General features: G+C 60.6%; 12 protein-coding genes. 11 read left to right on the top strand and 1 reads right to left on the bottom strand.

What is annotated here, in order from left to right; genetic code table 11:
* Window positions 1–246: 246 nt before the first annotated feature.
* Entirely contained in the window at window positions 247–1,293 is a 1,047-nt protein-coding gene (locus tag ACJH6I_RS30555) for an alpha/beta fold hydrolase (protein ID WP_061001266.1), read from the top strand.
* A 21-nt stretch (window positions 1,294–1,314) separates the two neighbouring features.
* Here ACJH6I_RS30555 and ACJH6I_RS30550 read toward each other — a convergent pair whose 3' ends face one another.
* Complete coding sequence (locus ACJH6I_RS30550; protein ID WP_406785128.1) at window positions 1,315–2,148, bottom strand: DUF4436 domain-containing protein; 834 nt, start codon at window positions 2,146–2,148, stop codon at window positions 1,315–1,317.
* Between the two features lie 923 nt (window positions 2,149–3,071).
* On the opposite strand from ACJH6I_RS30550, the gene ACJH6I_RS30545 reads away from it, so the two are divergent.
* The 10 genes from ACJH6I_RS30545 to ACJH6I_RS30500 all read left to right on the top strand — a co-directional run bounded on the left by ACJH6I_RS30545 (window position 3,072) and on the right by ACJH6I_RS30500 (window position 18,839).
* Window positions 3,072–3,827, top strand: a complete 756-nt coding sequence (locus ACJH6I_RS30545; RefSeq protein ID WP_406785127.1) for a TnsA-like heteromeric transposase endonuclease subunit — start codon at window positions 3,072–3,074, stop codon at window positions 3,825–3,827.
* Window positions 3,828–3,838: 11 nt separating this feature from the next.
* Window positions 3,839–5,875: a Mu transposase C-terminal domain-containing protein gene (locus tag ACJH6I_RS30540; RefSeq protein WP_406785126.1), complete on the top strand. Its 2,037-nt coding sequence runs from the start codon at window positions 3,839–3,841 to the stop codon at window positions 5,873–5,875.
* A gap of 2 nt (window positions 5,876–5,877) precedes the next feature.
* Complete coding sequence (locus tag ACJH6I_RS30535; protein WP_406785125.1) at window positions 5,878–6,915, top strand: ATP-binding protein; 1,038 nt, start codon at window positions 5,878–5,880, stop codon at window positions 6,913–6,915.
* The gene (locus ACJH6I_RS30530) at window positions 6,912–7,757 is read left to right on the top strand and encodes a hypothetical protein (RefSeq protein WP_406785124.1); all 846 of its coding nucleotides are present in this window, start codon (window positions 6,912–6,914) and stop codon (window positions 7,755–7,757) included. Before ACJH6I_RS30535 ends, ACJH6I_RS30530 begins: the two co-directional genes overlap by 4 nt.
* Window positions 7,758–7,875: 118 nt before the next feature.
* Window positions 7,876–10,776, top strand: a complete 2,901-nt coding sequence (locus ACJH6I_RS30525; protein WP_406785123.1) for an SNF2-related protein — start codon at window positions 7,876–7,878, stop codon at window positions 10,774–10,776.
* Between the two features lie 57 nt (window positions 10,777–10,833).
* Window positions 10,834–12,804 (top strand): site-specific DNA-methyltransferase, encoded by a 1,971-nt coding sequence (locus ACJH6I_RS30520; RefSeq protein ID WP_406785122.1) that lies wholly within the window; start codon window positions 10,834–10,836, stop codon window positions 12,802–12,804.
* Entirely contained in the window at window positions 12,804–15,791 is a 2,988-nt protein-coding gene (locus ACJH6I_RS30515) for a DEAD/DEAH box helicase family protein (protein ID WP_406785121.1), read from the top strand. Before ACJH6I_RS30520 ends, ACJH6I_RS30515 begins: the two co-directional genes overlap by 1 nt.
* Entirely contained in the window at window positions 15,788–17,737 is a 1,950-nt protein-coding gene (locus ACJH6I_RS30510; RefSeq protein WP_406785120.1) for an AAA family ATPase, read from the top strand. The genes ACJH6I_RS30515 and ACJH6I_RS30510 overlap by 4 nt, the downstream gene beginning before the upstream one ends.
* Before the next feature lie 286 nt (window positions 17,738–18,023).
* Window positions 18,024–18,335 (top strand): hypothetical protein, encoded by a 312-nt coding sequence (locus ACJH6I_RS30505; protein WP_406785119.1) that lies wholly within the window; start codon window positions 18,024–18,026, stop codon window positions 18,333–18,335.
* Window positions 18,336–18,371: 36 nt separating this feature from the next.
* Window positions 18,372–18,839, top strand: coding sequence for a TetR/AcrR family transcriptional regulator (locus ACJH6I_RS30500; protein ID WP_406785118.1), 468 nt, complete (start codon window positions 18,372–18,374; stop codon window positions 18,837–18,839).
* Window positions 18,840–18,907 lie beyond the last annotated feature (68 nt).

Here is an 18,907-nt window from a genome sequence, read left to right as displayed (position 1 = left end):
TGCCCCAGATTCAATGAGAAAGACACGCACTTACCCCAGATTCAATGAGAATGCCCCAGAATCAATGAGAACGGACACCAGATGACGAGATGGCATCAGGACGCCGACTGGCGGCGGGCTCGCCGAGAACGCTTTGGAATCACGAAGATTGGAACGCGCTGCACCCCTGCATTATTCGTCACTGTGACGAATGCGTCCTATTCCCAACCATTCTGTGCGGGGTAGAAGAAGATAGACTGCCCGACCATGCCCTCGCTTGCGACCTCGGCACGCAACCTGTTCGCCATCACCCTCGGCGATGGCGTGTGCCCACCGGAACCGACCGAGCACGCGGTGCTGTTCGATGAACCGCACCGCCAACTGCGGCGCTACGGCCATTCGGACGGGCGCGAGTCCGCACTGGTGCCGGTTCTGCTGGTACCGCCACTGGCCGCTTCGGCGACCTGCTACGACTTGTCGCCGGGTCAATCACTGGTGGCGCACCTACTGGAACAGGGCCGTACCCCGTACGTGGTCGACTACGGCGAAATCGGCTGGGCTGACCGGCATCTCGGTTTGGAGGCCTTCTTCGCAGACATCCTGCCGGAAGCCATCGAGCGGGTGCTCATCGATTCCGGGGCCGAGGAACTCGACCTGATCGGTTGGAGCCTCGGCGGCACGCTCAGCCTGTTGACTGCGGCTGCCAACAAGGACCTGCCCATCCGTTCGATCACCGGCATCGGCACGCCGCTGGATTACGGCCGGATCCCCGGCTATCCGGAAGTCCGACGAATCACCAAGCCCACCAACGGCTATGCGGTCACCACTGTCCTGCGCGCCATGGGCGGGGTGCCCGCCCCGGTGGTCCAGGCCGCTTACCGCGCGACGTCCTGGGATCGTGAACTCAAACGACCGTGGTTCGTCCTCAACAACCTGGGCAACACCAAAGCCTTGGCCAGAGCCGAAGTGATCGACCGCTTCCAGGACGCGTTTCCGGGATATCCGGGGCGCGCCGTATCTCAGATGTGGGGCCGGCTGATCTACCACGACGAGATCGCCACCGGCGTCGTCAATGTTGCGGGCCGGACCCTTGACCTGACGTCATTGACACTGCCGATCCAACTGTTCGGCAGCCACCGGGACGCCATCGCGCCGTGGGAATGCGTGCACAACGGGGTGACCATGCTGAAGTCGGCCGATGTTCGGTTCGCCACTGTGGAAGCCAGCCATCTCGGCTTGGTCGCATTGTCGGCCGGTGTCACCGAGACGTGGCCGGCGATCGACGACTTCCTGAAGGAACTGGACACGCGCTAGGAGGGTCCGCCGGCGGCCGTTCTATTCGGGCCTGAGGTGGCGCCACCAGCACGTGATGTACAAGCTCATCGAGGCCACCAGTGTCACGATCACCCAGAGCACTACGGACACGTCGATCCACGTCCCGATGGGTGGAGCATCGGGTAGCGCGTTGCGCAGCGGCACCACTGCGAAAAGCATTGCGGCAAACCATGTCGTCATGGGCGGCTGAAACTTGCGGCGGTTGCGTGCGGTCTGTACGGCGACCACCGCTCCTAGTACGGCAATCGTGACGAGCGCGCCGACGAGGACTGCGGCGAATGCGGCTGTGCTGGGGGAGCGCTGCGCCTTGACCCGGTAGACACCCGGTGCGGCGTCGTTGCTGCCGGCCGGAATGTGGAACATCCATCCGGGCACCCGATCGAAGAACGCGGGCGTCACTCGTATCGGTACGTGTGACGCACCCCGGAACAGTTCGACGGTGATCGGGCCCGAGCGGTAATGGTCGAATGGATAGCTGCCAGGGTCGCCGGACAGGATCAGCGCGACGGGAAAGACGTCGGGCACCATGCCTTTCGTCCATGTGCGGCGGGTCGGTGTCACTGCGGATTGCACTGCGACACTGAGGTCTTCGGTAAGACTGTGCGTTTGCGGGTCCAGCAGCGCTGGACCGGGCACGACGGTCACGTTGGCCACCATGTCGCCTTTGACCGAATGGACCTCGTTCAGGTCGATGGTGACGGTGGTGCCATCGGCTGTCGGTATCGGCTCGCTGATTTGGCTCGGGTGTCCGAGGCCGGTCCTCGCGTACAGCGCGATTGTCGTGAGGTACAGGGCGACGATGACCGCCACGCTGGCGACTACCCGGACTTTCATAGGCGACCCTCCCGCATAATTGACAGCAGTGTAAGTCAGGTGCTGCGGTGCGCGTCGGTATACCGTTGCCTCAACGCTCACGCGTCGCGCAGATTGTCGGGATTAAAAGGGTGCCATTGACGCCGCGCCGCTGATGCCGGACGCTCCATCTGGTCGAGCTTGTCGTCGGGCGGTGGCAGCGGCCTCGTCTGCTAATGACCAACCCCATTGCGGCCCATGGCTATTCGTCACAGTGACGAATAGCCATGGGCCGAACCCGCACTACAGAGTGGGGGCGGTCGGGGCCACCCTGTCGGCATGTCGATCCTCGGGCGGCGCTCGACCCATTCAGGCTCACAACGCGAGGTTGCGTGGCCGACCGCCACTCCAGATCGAAAAGTCACGCGCTGCAGCGATATTCGCACACTGTGTGAGGCGTGGTTAAAACGTCACTGTGACAAATTGGTCCCGTCGGAGCGGCCCACCCTCGAGCGCGGTCGGGGCTGCCGCGTTGGCGGTACAACGGCCGGTCCGACGCGCAATCGAGGCACCGACGCTCCGGGCCAGTTGTGTGGCCAGACGTGGAGTCGTGTCTGCCGCCAGGGTTCTGCCGGCGCCCTGTGAAGTGTGCACGCTGAGACTCGCGTCGGGGCGACCGGGAGTCGACCGATGACATGGCACGAGGTGGAGCTACGAGGCTGGCGTCTGACCGGTTCCTACCGACCAGCCGATATCAAAACGCCGATAATCGACATTATGTCAGTTACTTCGGACCGACCCATGTCTCGCGAAACACTCGCAGTGGTGTACTGTCTCGTTATATCTGGCGGTATTTGCAAAATATCTGGCGGACTGCGGAGTGTTGCCCGCTTCTCAACAGAACTGGCGGTTACTGTCAGACCCCAGGGGTACCGTCCGCAGCAGGTGGTTTGAAGGGGGTCGAAATGGCAGCTCCACGCCTGCGCTCACTGCCGCGGAACGTCACCGACGTGACGCGGATGTTGGCCTGCGTCGATGGTGTTGTCCAGGATGTCCCTTTGTTTCCGGAGGCCGAATCAGTACCTCTAGAACGTGCCACTCCCATTCGCGAGTTCTTCTCCTGGCCGGGCAAGCGAAACTACGAAGGACTGTATTGGTCGAGTACAAACCGCCGCCATGTCGACTTCGAGTCGCTGCTTGAGCGCGAGTACCTGCTGGCCGCGGACACCGCCGACGACATCGTCGCGATCGCGGCCCAGCCGCTGGCCATGTTATGGCCACGATCGATATCAGGACATCGAAACCACGTCCCCGATTTCTTCGTCCGACTGGTCAGCGGCGACGGCCGACTGGTGGACGTACGGTCCTCCGAACGTGTCGAGAAGAACGCTGAGCAGTTCGCACTGACCCGGAGCGTTTGCGATCAGGTCGGCTGGCAGTACGAGGTGTTCACTGGACTTGCCCCGGAGGTGTCGGCCAATCTCCGCTGGCTCGCTGGATATCGCCACGATCGCAGCGCTCCGCACCCTGCCATGGTCGAGGTGATCCTCGGCTGCTTCGGCGCCCCGGTCCCCTTTGGCGAAGCTCTTTCACGGGTGCAATCTCAATCTGGCCTCAGTGCAGAGATCGCCGCCGCCAATCTCCTGCATCTGATCTGGAGTCGCCGACTGAACGTCGACCTCCACCGACCGCTGACGAATGCCAGTGAGGTTTGGGCGTGAGGTCCGTCCGGTTGTTCGACTATCTGCAATACGACGGACAGTCGTGGCAGGTTGTTGCTCAAGACGGACCGGTGCTTGCGCTGAAGGATCTTATGTCAGGCAGGATTCGCAAAGTGGGCGTCGCCGACCTCCTTGGCGACGATAGTTACCTTCCGGATACTCCAGATCGGTTGCCGCGACTTGATTCTGCCGCAATCCTCGAGATGCTCGATTCGGCGGCAAAGGAACGCGTGCTGTTCCTTCGGCGGCACGTAGTCGAAGTCCTGACCGGAACAATCCCGGTCGACCTGGACACTCCCGATGAAGGCACCGCGCCGCCGCCACGTCCGCAGTACGACCCGGGCCTTCCACTTAAGGAACGGGTCAACGCCAAGGTGGTCGAGTTGGTCGCTGCCGGAACTCCAGTCGGTTACCGAAGCCTGGAGCGCTACATCAAAGCCTACCGGACGGATGGTCTTGCCGGCCTGGTCGATGGTCGCATGCAGCGACAGGCATCTCCCACTGGCCGGGTTGACCCCGCCCTTGTGTCACTGATGGAAAGTGCGATCAAGGCTCAGACAAAGATCTCGACCGGAACCCGATCGCGGGTTATCAATCAGGTAAGCCGTGAAGCGGCGCAGCTTGGTGTCCCTGTCCCCTCCCGCGCCACCATGTACCGGGCGCTCGACAACCTGCAGAAGGCCGCCCATCCGTTCGGGAACGCAACAACGCGGCGCACACAAGCCAATCGCCCCGATAGAACCTGGGGTCGCCAGGCTCCCTCCCGGCCTGGCGAACTCGTCGAAATCGATAGCACGCCGCTCGATCTCATGGTCGTGTACCCGGACGGATCTACCGGTCGTGTTGACCTGACGGTGGCGCTCGATGTGGCGACACGGACCCCGTGTGCGGCGATCCTTAGACCCATTGCCTCCAAGAGCGTCGATGCAGCGGTCGTTCTCGCGAGGGCGCTGACTCCCCTGCCAATGCAACCCGGCTGGAGTTCATCGGTCGCCTTCTCGCGGTCGATCCTTCCGGCCGGCATGATTCAGGGCGACGAAGAGATACGGGCCAGCATCGCCGCCAAGCCGCTGATCGTCCCAGAGTCGATCACCGTAGATCGCGGCAAGGTCTACGTCGGTTCGACCTTTCTCAACGCATGTGAGCGCCTCCAAATCAGCGTGACCAAGGCATCCCCTCGTACGCCCACAGACAAGCCTCACGTTGAGCGGGTGTTCGCCGCAATCAATAGTGGCTTCACACAGTATCTTTCAGGCTACGTTGGCCCCAACGTCATCAAACGCGGAGAATCGCCAGAGGACGAAGCGGTGTGGACGCTGGCGGAAGTGCAGAATCTGCTCGATCTCTGGATTGTCGGCGTCTGGCAGAACAAGCCGCACCCAGGTCTACGCCACCCTGCGATGCCGAAGAAGGACCTCACGCCGAATGAAGCGTATGCGGCGCTGGTCTCTGTAGCGCCAACAGTCAACGTCGCGCTTGAACGCGATGACTACATCGGCTTGTTGCCGGTGGCGTACCGGACGATTCAGGGTTATGGCATCAATTTCGAAAGCCTGCACTACGACAGTCCCGCACTCCATCCCTATCGCGGCGTCAAGAGCGGTCTTCCGTTGCCTGCCAACGATGGATGGGAAGTCCGGTACGACCCCTACCGATTGCAGTCGATTTTCGTGCGCGACCACTTCCGCGGCGTGTGGATAGAAGCCGAATGGACGCTGGCCAAACAGACCCTGGCTCCGTTCTCTCTCGACGTGCTTCGCGCCGCCCGCCAAGCCATGCGGAGCCGCAACGACAATGTCACAGGGTTCGATCTGCTATCCGAGATCAACCGCATCCAAGCCGGCGGGGCCCGCACGGTCAAAGAACAGCGTGCTGCCAAACGCGACAGCGTCAACAAGCCCGTGGTACCGCTGTCGGTGGTGCCCGACCCAGGCACCGTGGAGGCCATCGACGAGCACCCCACCGCGAGTGCCGCTGCGGTCAACGAGAGCAGTTCGGCCAAACCACGCCGGGCCGCCCGACGCATCGACGACGAGGACGGGGAGTAGTCGTGGCCGTACCGGACTCACTAGAGGCGTGGCGGGACTTCGTCAATCGCCGGAACCTGGAACCTGAACACCTCACTCTGAAAGAGATCAAGGCCCTCTCCCCTACCGCAAAGGACGACTACGACCAGCAGCGTTTCGCCTGGTTGGGCGCAGATGTGGTGCTGGAAACGCCTGACACGGAAGCGCTTACGCACCAGACTCGTGTACTGATGGCGCGGAACTCTGCCGCCTCGGCGACCGCGCGCCGAGGCCTTGCGATCTCAGGATCTGCTGGCCGCGGCAAGTCCACTGCTGCTCTATTGATCGGTCGCCGCCATGAGCGGACGATGCGGGCCAAGTTCGACCGCTACGACGACGGCTTCGCCCCAGTCGTGTACACCGTCGTACCACCGGGAACCACCCCGAAGATGATGATGCTGGCGTTCGCGAACTTCCTCGGCCTGCTCGTACCCAGAAAGTCGACCGCACAGGATCTGACCGAACAGATCGTTGGTGTCATGCGTAGCCTCTCGGTCTCCCTTGTCCTAGTCGACGAGGTGCACAACCTCAAGACCAATCATCAGGCAGGCAGCGAGGCAGCATCGGCGCTGAAAGTGTTCTCGGAACGACTTGATGCGACGTTTATCTACGCAGGCATCGACCTGCTACAGGCCGACCTGTTCGCCGGGCACATGGGCCGCCAGCTCAAGGGGCGGATGGCTGTCCATCAGATGCGGAAATACGGGTACGGAACAAAAGCGCAACGCGATAAGTGGGCCGAGCTCGTCCTGGGCATCGAGGCACTCTTACCTCTCGGTCGGCACTCTGCTGGATCCCTTGAGCAGGAAGCGACTTATCTCTATGACCGCACGGGTGGCTCCATTGGTTCGCTCCGAGCCCTCCTCAATGACGCAGCGATTGCGGCGATTCTGAACGGTGACGAGCTGGTCAGCAGGAAGTTGCTTGACATGACGTCCACCGATTTCGCAGCGGAAGAGGCGGCCGCGCGAACCGTTGCGAGAGACACGGGGGTCCCGATGCCGCTCAGGAGGGCAGAATGAGACTCACACCTCTGCCAGTTCGCACACGGCTCTACCACGGCGAAAGTATCGACTCCTACGCGCGACGACACGCTGCAAGGAACTTCTGCTTACCTTCGGATGTCGACCGGGCCCTATTTGAACGCGGCACTCTCAAATCAAAGAGCCGGCTCAGTCCCGATCGCCTGCAGGCCTGGCGTGATCTGGGTGACCTAACATCCGATGCATTCAGCACGCCCGCACATGTTCTCGACCAGGAGGTCACTGAGCGGACACTCTGTGAGCGTTGCACCAACGGCGAACACGCACGAGGAACACTCACCGCCATCGGCCTTGTGTGCGTGCGGCACCGCCGTTGGATCGGCTCTCCGCAGATAGACATCCATGACTACTATCCGGCCCTTGCGGCAGAGAGGCATTTCCGTCGCCATCTTGCTGTACGCGACGTGCTGCACGATTCGCTTCCCATCCTGATCGGTCGGGAGTGCGCCAGCCCAGCGATCATCGGCGCCAGCGAGATCGACCGCCGCAGAAACGAATACGGTATTCAGGACTCCGCCCCGCTTACGTACCCCGAGCAGGTCAAGATCGCGCGACTGCTGTGTTCCCCTGGATTCCTAGGTGCGGCAACCGACCCGGACACTGATTCTTCCCGGCGGAGTGGCTTGGTCCGGAAAGCGGTGGAGACGATCATCCCCGAGCGTGAGGATGCGGACACATGGCGAGCAACCAGCAGAGTCTGGACGGCCATCACCCATCTCACTGCGCGTCGGCGAGACGCCCGGGTCTACGGAGTGCCGATGCGCGACACCTACTACAACATCTTGCGTTTTATCGCGGAGCCCGTCGAGGACCGAATATGAGGCTCCTTCAGTTCGACCATCCCGGCGAATCGATCGCGCGGGACAGTGTCTGCTTTCTTGCAGGGCCCAGTCCCCTGTGTGGGTGTCTGCCGGTGACGGCTCGCACCGAGGCGGGTCGATGACCTCCCAGCTCACCGACCATCAAGCCAAGTATTACGCTCACGAGCTGCAGCGCAGCTATGCGAACGATCACGTCGGCAAGCTCGCCGGCCTGCTGTTCGACGCCCAGGTGGAGCCGAAGCCGCACCAGATCGACGCCGCCCTGTTCGCATTGCAGACACCATTCCTGCCAGGTGTGATACTCGCCGACGAGGTTGGCCTCGGCAAGACGATCGAGGCCGGCATCGTCATCTCGCAGTATTGGGCAGAGCGGCGCCGCAGCGTCCTGATAGTCGCACCGTCGAGCTTGAGGCAGCAGTGGCAGCAGGAGCTGTACGAAAAGTTCTTGATCCCGTCTGCGATCCTCGACCCTAAATCCAAAGATGCACTTCTCGACCAATCGGGTGGCCGCTCGTCGCAAGTGCTGATCTGCTCCTATGAGTTCGCGCTGCGGCACGAGACCTCTCTGCTAAAGATCTGGGATCTCGTGGTCGCAGATGAGGCGCACCGTCTTAGGAACCACTGGACGGGCAAGACCAAGGTCGCGGATGCAATGGCGCATATCGTGCAAAGCGCCCACAAGACTGTGCTGCTCACCGCGACACCGCTGCAGAACAAGCTCGAAGAACTGTATGGGCTGGTGTCGATTTTCGACCCTAGCTACTTCTACTCGCTCGATGCGTTTCGAGAGCGCTACGTTAAGAACCGCGAAATCGGTGGCGATGACGACCTCGTCGAGCGCGTTGCGACGATTTCGAAGCGCACGCTGCGGCGTGACGCGGACAAGTACATCCACTTCACCAAGCGGCTGCCGCTGACCGTCGAATTCACGCCTTCGGCTGACGAGGTGCGCCTGTACGATCTGGTTAACGACTACTTGCAGCGCGACGAGTTGTTCGCTTTCGCAGGGAGCCAGCGCCACCTTTCTGCTCTGATCATCCGCAAGCGCCTCGGTTCGTCGACCTACGCCGTCGCGAGCACGTTGGAGAACATCGCCAACCGTCTCGCGGATGAGGTTGCCGCCGGGCGACGCCGCGACGCGCGTGGCGGTCTGGTGGCTGCGGACTTCGCCGTCGATGACGAGATGACGAGCGAGGAACTGGAAGAGGCTGAGGAAATCGACGGAACGGGCACCAGTGCCCGCCCGTCGTCGATAGCACTGGACGAGTCGCTGCTGGAGGCGATGCGCGCCGAGGTGGCGGAGTTGCGCGAGTATGCAGCGCTCGCCCGTTCGATCACCGAGAATCAGAAGGCCGTCAAGCTCGGTGAGGCCCTCGACCTTGGCTTCGAGAGGCTGCGCGAGCTGGGCGCTCCTGAGAAGGCCATCATCTTCACCGACTCAACCAAGACACAGGAGTACATCGCCCGATCGCTGCGCGAGGCCGGCCGGAGTGACGGGCTCGTCTTGTTCAACGGCTCGAACAATGCGCCGGAGCAGACAGTGATCTACCAGGAGTGGCTGAGGAAGAACAAGGACAGCGACCTCATCACTGGCATCGCCGCCGCGGATGGGCGCAAGGCACTCGTGGACTTCTTCCGTACCGACGGAACGGTCATGATCGCGACTGAGGCGGCAGCTGAGGGCATCAACCTGCAGTTCTGCTCGATGCTCGTCAACTACGACCTGCCCTGGAACCCGCAGCGTGTCGAGCAGCGTATTGGACGGGTGCACCGCTTCGGGCAGAAGCACAACGTTGTCGTGGTGAACTTCTCGAACAAGGGCAACATCGCTGAGCAGCGCATCCTGGAGCTGCTGACCAACAAGTTCCAGCTGTTCTCAAGCGTGTTCGGAGCCAGCGATGAAGTGCTCGGCGCGATCGAGGACGGTCTGGACTTCGAGAAGACGATCAGCGACATCCTCACCCGTTGCAGAAGCGCTGACGAACTCGACTCGGCCTTCAAGGAGCTAGAGGCGCAGTACGAGGGCGAGATCTCCCGCGAGATGGCCAGCGCCAAGGCGAAGGTCTTCGACAACCTCGACCCCCACGTTCAGGATCGACTCAAGGCATACGACGCTCAGTCCGGCGAAGTGCTGAACAAGTTCGAGCGCCTCCTGCTCGCGGTGACACGGCACGAACTGGACGAGCACGCCACCTTCGAGGGCGACGGGCGCACCTTCGTGCTGAATCAGTCGCCGGTTAAGGACGCCCCGACTGGGCGCTACTTCTTCAAGTCACAGCCGCTCGACAATGCCCACCAGTACCGCTACGCGAGCCCGCTCGCCCAGCACGTTGTCAATCGTGCAACGACTCGCGAAACCCCGGCATGTGAGCTGACCTTCGCACTTAGTCAATCAGAGCGCGTCAGCAGCGCGATGCGGGCGCTTGAGGGCGCCAGCGGTGAACTGACCGCCAGCCTTACGACCTTTCGTATGAAGGCACGCGACGAAGACATCTCAGAGTCCTACATGCTCGCTGGCGCACTGAGCGACGATGGGCGCTGGCTCGACGAGGAGTACGTCGCGGACATCCTCAGCCTGACTTGCATCGCGGTCGGGCAACAGCCCGTGGTGATCGACGAGAGCCGCTTTGCGGCGCACCTGAGCGCACGCCGGGCCGAGCTGGAGAAGGAAGTCCAGGGCCGCAACTCCCGGTACTACGACCAGCAGGAGGAGCTGCTTTACCGCAACCAGCAAGACCGCAAGGCTGAGCACGAGGGCGCAATCCGTGACTACCGGGCTAGGGAGAAAGAGGCCCGTCGGCTGGCACGTCAGGCCGACGACCCGATGGAGCAGCTGCGGCTCAAGAAGGAAGCTCGCAAGTGGGAGCAGCGGGCTGAGGAAGCCGACGAGGACTTCCGCGACGCGCGCAAGAAGCTCCGCATCGAGGCCGATAAGTACCTCGAACTTATCGAGCAATCCCTCCAGGGAACCCAGGACACGGAGCATCTGTTCACGATCCGTTGGCGGATAGCCAAATAGACCATAGGTACGCACACCCTAAGCAAATTGTTGCAAACATGAAAGTGAATCTCCTGAATGACTGACGAGATCTACGAAACACCGTCTACCACTCCCAACTTCCAGACCGAGTTGGCGGCGCAGCTTGCCGATCTGATTCCCGAGGCCATCGCCGACGGCAAGGTGGATGTCGAGAAACTCAAGGAGCTGCTAGACGGTGACGCGGCCGACAGCAGCGAGCGCTTTGGGCTGTTCTGGCCGGGTAAAAGGCGTGCGCTCCGTGCCGCGCAGGAACCGACGACAGCGACGCTGAAGCCCGACTTCGAGAACTCAAAAGACTGGGACAACACCAAGAACGTCTTCATCGAGGGCGACAACCTTGAGGTGCTCAAGATTCTGCAGAAGCACTACCACGCGAAGATCAAGATGATTTATATCGATCCCCCGTATAACACCGGCAAGGACTTCATCTACCCGGATAACTACAAGGAGGGACTCGCGACCTATCTTGAGTGGACGCGGCAGGTCAACGAAGAAGGCAAGAAGCTCTCGACCAACGCGGAGACCGAGGGCCGCTACCACTCCAATTGGCTCAACATGATGTATCCACGCTTGAAGCTCGCGCGGAACCTGCTGACCGATGACGGCGTCATCTTCGTCAGCATCGATGACAATGAAATCGACAACCTGACCAAACTGGGCAAAGAAATTTTCGGAGAAGCCAACAAGCTGAATACGTTTGTCTGGGTCAGCAACCTTAAGGGACGTCAGATCTCCACGAACGGTGCTGCGGGGACGAAGGAGTACATTGTTGCGTTCGCGCGCGCAGCTGATCAGGCGGGCGAGTTCCGGGCGTCAGCCAACGAACTCAAGAAGGTCATGCCCTCGATTTATAAGGGCTTCAAGTACGAGACGAAGCACGATGAGCACGGTCCATACGTAACAAAGAACGAGCTGTACAACACCAACTCGGCATTCAATGAAGTCACGCGACCGAATCTTGTGTTCGACATTTATTACAGGGCGGCTGACGGGGCAATCCGAACTGAACCCGTGTCGGACGATCACGTACACGCGGGTTTCGACAAGATCTCGCCGAAGAAGAACAACAACGGGGTGAACAAGTACCACGCATATCGATGGAGTAAGTCGAAGATTTCGGCTGAGCCGCACAACCTTGAGTTCGTCCCGGCAACTGGCGGCTGGAAGATCTCTACCAAGGTGCGCGATGTCGACTCGACAACTGTCAAGGACTTGATCATGGACATCACGACGAGCGCGGGAACCGCGGACATTGCGGCGCTTGGCCTCGACGCGAGTTGGTTCGATTACCCGAAACCATTGGCGCTGATCAAGTCCCTGGTGCGCTTCGGCGCTGGCCCTGACTCAATCGTGCTGGATTTTTTCGCAGGATCAAGCACCACTGCCCAGGCCGTTCTCGAACTGAACGCAGAGGACAACGGCGACCGCAGGTTCATCCAAGTCCAGCTGCCTGAGCCGCTCGATCCTGCCGGCGAAGCCGCAAAGGCAGGTCAGGTGACCATCGCTGACATCTCACGGACGCGTATTGCGAGAGTTTTGGAGCGCCTCGACGGGCAGTTGCATGGAAAGCAGCTTGATCTTGGGTTTCGAAGTTTCAAGCTCGCTGACACCAACTTCGCCAAGTGGCGGCTGTCGAGCGATGTCGAGGAAGATGCCCTCCAGGAGCACCTGCTAGGGCTCCGCGACAGCGCCACTGACGACGCTACGGCCGATGAACTGCTAATTGAGATCCTTCTCAAGCAGGGGTACTCGCTGACTGAGTCCGTTTCGGCAGGCGAAGTCGGAGGACTCGACGTACGGCTTGTTCGTGACAGCGATGGCGATGTCGCTTTGCTCGCATACCTGGACGAGCACATAAAGCCGACACTCAAGCAGCTCCGCGCTCTCGTCGACGAGTCCCCGACCCGGATCATCGTTCTAGAAGACGCCTTCCACGGCGACGACGAACTCAAGACCAATTTGTTCCAGCTCGCAAAGAGCAAGGGCATTGAGCTCTGGACAGCGTGATGAGCGGGTCAGGGTTTCAATTCGATGCTAGTCAGCCCTATCAGCTGGCTGCGATCAGATCTGTCGTCGACCTGTTTGATGGTCAACCTAAGGATGGAGAGAGGCTGGTCACAACGCTGCGCGGTGCAGCTGTGCAGCCAGGTTCGGATCAGGAAGAATTCGACATCGACCTCACTCAGGAGGTCGGCGCCGTCGGTAACAGCCTAGTGCTCGACCGAGACCTGATCCTCGCGAATCTCCAACGCGTGCAGGATCGGAACGGTCTTGAGGTAGCGCAGAAGCTGTATGACGACGCACTCGACTTCGACATCGAGATGGAGACAGGTACCGGCAAAACCTACGTGTATCTGCGTACGATCTTCGATCTGGCCGTCAGGTACAACTTCACCAAGTTCGTGATCCTCGTACCCAGTGTTGCGATCCGTGAGGGAGTCAGCACGAGCATCCGGCTTATGCGGAAGCACTTCGAAAACCTCTACAAGCCACAAGGCATCACCTTCGATGCTTCGATCTACAGCGGCAAGAGCGCCGAGGAAGTCCAGCCGTTCGCGACGTCGACGAACGTGCAGATTCTGATCATGACGATCGACTCGATCCGCGGAAACGCAAACACCCGTGTCATCCATCAGAACAGAGACAAACTGAACGGCCTGCGCCCCATCGACTATCTGAAGGCGACCCATCCGGTCGTCATCATGGACGAGCCGCAGAATATGGAGTCGCGGCTTTCGCAATCGGCCGTCGGCGAACTCGCCCCCGCCTTCACGCTGCGCTACAGCGCGACCCACAAGAAACAGCGCAATGTGGTCTATCGGCTCGACCCGGTCGACGCCCACGATCTCGGGCTGGTGAAGCAAATAGTCGTCGCCGAGGTAGAACAGCAGGGCACGGACGCGGCGCCATATATCAGGCTCGTCGAGGTGAGGCGCGAGCCGTCCTGGTCAGCTCGGCTAGAGTTGTCCTGCCGCAAGGCGGACGGCTCACTGGAGCGCCGCGTCGTGAGTGTCAAGCAGAATAAGGAGCTTTCGGACGCGAACGTCACCGACAACTCGATCTATGAGGGCTGGCGAATCAACGAGATGAGCATCGATCCGGCCTATGTCGATCTCACCAAACATGGCTTCCTAAACGAGGGCGAAAGCATCGGCGCATCCACTGGCGCAATCTATAAGGAGATGATCCGCGAGACCATCCGCGAGCACCTGCGCAAGGATTCGATGCTCCGCGCCAAGGGCATTAAGGTGCTCAGCCTCTTCTTCATCGACCAGGTCGAGAGCTTCCTCGGCGATGGCGCAAACAACGTCGATGCGAACGGACAATTCGTGCAGTGGTTCGATGAACTGCTGTTTGAGGAACGAGCACGGTCACCGCAGTGGCAGGAGCTACTCCCCCAGGAACCGTCAGAGTTACGTCGCGGGTACTTCTCCGTTCTTAAAGGCGCGAAGGGTGCTGCTGACAAGTTCCAGGACACTTCTGGCTCGACGAAAGCAGACGACGATGCCTATGAGCTGATCATGCAAGACAAGGAGCGGTTGCTTGACGAAAAGGAGCCCGTGCGCTTCATCTTCAGTCACTCCGCCCTGCGTGAGGGCTGGGACAACCCAAATGTCTTCCAGATCTGCACATTGCGCGAGATGGGCGCCGAGACGGAGCGCCGTCAAACGCTTGGGCGTGGCTTGCGCCTTCCTGTTTCAAAGACGGAGCACGGCTATGCGCGGGTGGCCGACCGTGGGATTGCGACGTTGACGGTGGTGGCGAACGAGTCGTACACAAAGTTCGCAGACGCCCTCCAGAAGGAGTACAAGGACGCCGGAGTCGAGATCGGCCGGGTACGCAAGGCTGAGTTCTCGAAAATCCCGTGGCAGGACGAGAACGGCGCCCTCACTGACGACCAGTTCGGCTACCAGCGCTCCCTCCTTGTATGGGAACACCTAAAGGACAAGGGCTTCATCGACAAGGAAGGCGCCGTCACCTCGAAGTTCCAGCCGAATCAGCTCGGCTTCAGCCTCGACCTACCGGTCGATGTCGCCTGGGCTGAGGGAGTCGTCATCGAGCTGGTCGAACGCGCACACATCGGTAAATACGTCAAGCCCATCAGCAAACGTCAACCGCGCGTACTCAACAAACATCTCTATGCAACAACGGAATTCGAAGAATTCTGGGAGGCGATTAGTCAGAAGACGACCTACCGGGTGCGTGTCAACCGCGACAAGATCGTCAAGAACGCGATCGCCGCGATCATGGCTGCTCCTGCTATCGAAGCGCTGCGAATCCAGGTCACCCGAGCCGGTGTCAAGGTGCTTCGAGGCGGCGCAAAAGGCGAGGAACTCGGCACGCGTTCAGCGGATCTCAAGGGTAGCTACGACCTGCCCGACATTATCACGGAGCTCCAGGAGGCGACTTCCCTCACCCGTAAGACCCTCGTCGATGTCCTGATCGGTAGCGGTCGGCTCAGCGAATTCATCGGCAACCCAAATGATTTTATCGCAATGGCCAAGCGTTCGCTTCAAGCTGAGCTGGCCAAGATCGTCGTCGATGGCATCCAGTACGAGAAGATAGCTGGCTCGATCTACGAGCTTCGTGAGCTGCAGAAGGATGGGCTGGAAGAGAAGGAGCGCTTCCTCGATCAGATGTACAAGGTGCAGCACACTCAGAAGACTGACTTCGACTACGTGGTCTTCGACTCCGAAGTCGAGCGCCAGTTTGCCGAGCTGCTTGATTCACGCGAAGACATCAAGCTGTTCATGAAGCTCCCGGCGAAGTTCAAGATCGATACCCCGGTCGGACCGTACAACCCGGATTGGGCGATCGTTAAGCACGAAGCGGACCAAGACCGGATCTACATGATCCGCGAAACCAAGAGCACCCTCGATGACTCGAAACTACGACCCTCCGAGCTGGCGAAGATCAAGGCCGCTAAACAGCATTTCGAAGCCATCGGAGTCGACGACTATGCGCGAGCGGTGCCGGGAGCGTGGAAACTGTGAGGCTCATTTCAGCTCACGTTCAAGGCTATGGCCGTATCGCTGATTCCAAGATCAATCTGGACGCGAAGGTCATCGCGATCGTCGGGCCGAACGAAGCTGGAAAGACCACCTTGCTAAAGGCTCTCGCGCATGTCGATGGTGAAACGGCCGTCCCGGCGTTCCAACGTTCTCGCGCCATCGACGTAGCAGACGACACAAACGTCACGTCATTCGACTATGTCGTTGAGGACGAAGATCGCGCGGCGCTTGCCGACCTCGACTTGCAGGATCTACCTACCCGCGCTCGTGTCTCACGGTCTGCTTCCGGGGACAAGCTCACGGTCGGACTAACCCCCAGGCCACTCAAGTCAGTTAGACCCCTCCATGACCCGCTCAAACAGCTGCAGGCGGCATCAGAGAACGACAATCTGGGCAACTGGATCCATCCGAACACGCCCTATGGCGATCCCGACTCCGACGATCCCCGTGACTATGGGAAGGAACTCCTATCCGTCATTGCGGCGCTCGATGCCGCGATGGGTGAACCCGGTAGCCCCCTCCCCGGCGACACGGTCGAATTTGCTCGCTCTCTCCAAAGTGCGACGCTGGATGCGGATGTCGACGCAGAACAGCTCCGCGCGGCGTACGGCGCCATCATTGCTTGGTCAGAGCAGGAGGACCCTGGGGCAGCCGTCCGAACTCGAATATGGCAGCGCACACCAGATTTCATCTTGTTCGACGAATCTGATCGGTCGATTCAGTCCGCATATACCTTTGACGAGGCCCTTGCCAGCAGCCCACCCGTTGCACTGGCGAATCTTGCGGGTACAGCATCGCTCAATCTCACAGAGCTTCTTCATCTCGTTCGCACCGGAGATGTCGCGCGCCGACGAACCGCAATCGTTCAGGCCAACAGACGGATGGATGCGATCTTCGGTGAGGCATGGAAGCAATCGAGACTCGCGGTCCACTTCGAGCTTGACGGCGACCAGTTGCGGATCGAGCTCATGGAAGACGGGGACAACGTAACTGTCTTCGATGAGCGTAGTGCGGGCCTTCGCATGTTCGTGGCGCTGATCGCATTCCTGAAGGTGCATGGTTCCGATCGCTCCCCCATCTTGCTTATTGACGAGGCGGAGAACCATCTTCACATAGACGCACAGGCGGACCTGGTAAACATGTTCGTCACGCAGGAACATGCGGTCAAAGTCATTTACACGACACACAGTCCCGCCTGCCTACCACCTGATCTCGGCACGGGTATTCGAGTGGTTGTGCCGCGTCAAGACAATATGCAAGTGAGTGACGTCCGGAATAGCTTCTGGCAGGGTGCAGCTGGCTATTCACCGCTGATGCTAGCGATGGGCGCAGCGGCCGCAGCGTTTACCCCAGCTCGGTACGTGGTCCTGGCAGAGGGAGCCACTGAAATGATCCTCTTGCCGACATTGATTCGCGCAGCTACTAACCAAATGGATCTGCCCTACCAAGTAGCGCCAGGCCTCTCCGAGGTCCCGAATGACTTCCTACCGAAGCTTGATCTCGAGGCTGCCCGAGTCGCCTACCTGGTCGACGGTGACGACGGCGGCGCGAGGTTGAAGACAAATCTCACGGACGCCGGTGTACCAGACCACCTGATAGCAGATCTCGGCGCTGCTGGCATCGAGAACCTGCTCACAGCGGACTCATATCGGGCCGCCATTTCAGCGCTGCTGCCTGAATGCAATCCGGAAGTCTCCGCGGCCCGATTGCCTGAAGTTCCTCCGGCAGATGCCGAGGAAGGTGACTCGGTTGCGCGGTGGATGGCCGACTGGCTTAAGGGCGAGGGGTTGAAGCCCCCGTCCAAAGTGGCAGTCGCCAACTGGCTTGTCGAGAACAACCGAGCTACTGCCAACACAGAAGGAACAGAATTGCTGAAATCCGTCCATGCGAACCTGCTGGCAGCGCTTGGAATCACCGATGACACATAGCATTTGGAAGCGCCAACTCAAATGCGACGGACCTCCGGTAGGGGGTCTCGGTGAAACTGGCGGTTTGCAGGTTTGCACCGCCAACTATATTGAGATCGGACAAGTGGCCTTGCGCCTCTCGCTCATCCGGCATGCCTGACATCAGCGCCTACAGCGTATTTGAACCTCAACCGCCAGCGCCCACGACGCGGTTTCGGCGGTCGATACGTCGCGGCGTCTCGCGCAACCGCCGTGCCCCGTCGGCGTGAACGACACCCCGTCGGATCTACGCCTGTAGACTTCTTGCGTGGAGTTGCGAACCTACACACTGGCTGACGCCGCCGACCTGGAGAGTTACGTCTCGACGTTCTGGCCTCGCCACATTCGCACCCTGCGCAAGTACGGCATCATCGTGCACGGCGTGTGGACCGACCCCGAGTCGAGCGAGCCGCGCGTGATCGCACTCGTTGGCTACTCCGGCGGCGATCCCGGCGCTCTCGCCGAGACTTACCGCAGGAGCGCTGACTTCGTCGACGATCATCGGCATTTCGACGCGTCCCTCATCGTCACGACACACACGCAAACGCTTCAACCCATCGCGAGCTCGCCGCTGCAGTAGCGGTACCCGGACGGCATCGACGGGAGGAGATTCCCCATGGCCACATCCACTCCCCCTGCGCGCAACGCGGCGGCCACCCGTGCAGCCATCCTGCGCTCGGCGATTCAGAATTTCGCTCGCGCCGGTTATGACGGCGTCGGAGTTCGCCAGATCGCTCACGATGCCGGCGTGACCGCCATGCTGGTCAACAGGTACTTCGGATCCAAGGAAGGGCTGTTCGCCGAGGCGGTCGAAACGGCGTTCGCCACACCGGTTTTCATCGGAGAGCGGTCTGACGATCTCGTCGCTGACACGACCGCGGCGCTGGTGTCGCGAACCGGACCCGCTGGTGATGCGCCCGAGCCGTTCATGATCATGCTGAGGTCCGCATCGAGTCCCGTCGCCACCGCGATCGTGCGCGATGCCATCGAACGCCACGTCGGTGCCCGGTTGGCGCGTCAACTCGACGAGCCGGATCAGCACCTGCGCGCGGAGATCCTGCTCGCCTTGATCAGCGAGCAATGATCAGAACCTGTGGATGAGCCTTGGTAGGGCGGCGTGAATGTGGGCGCGCCTTCCCGGGGATGATCACA

This window comes from Mycobacterium sp. SMC-13 (genome assembly GCF_045311035.1).
Classification (GTDB): Bacteria; Actinomycetota; Actinomycetes; order Mycobacteriales; family Mycobacteriaceae; genus Mycobacterium.
The sequence above is the reverse complement of the archived record's forward strand: the minus strand, read 5'-3'. Positions and strand labels throughout refer to the sequence as shown.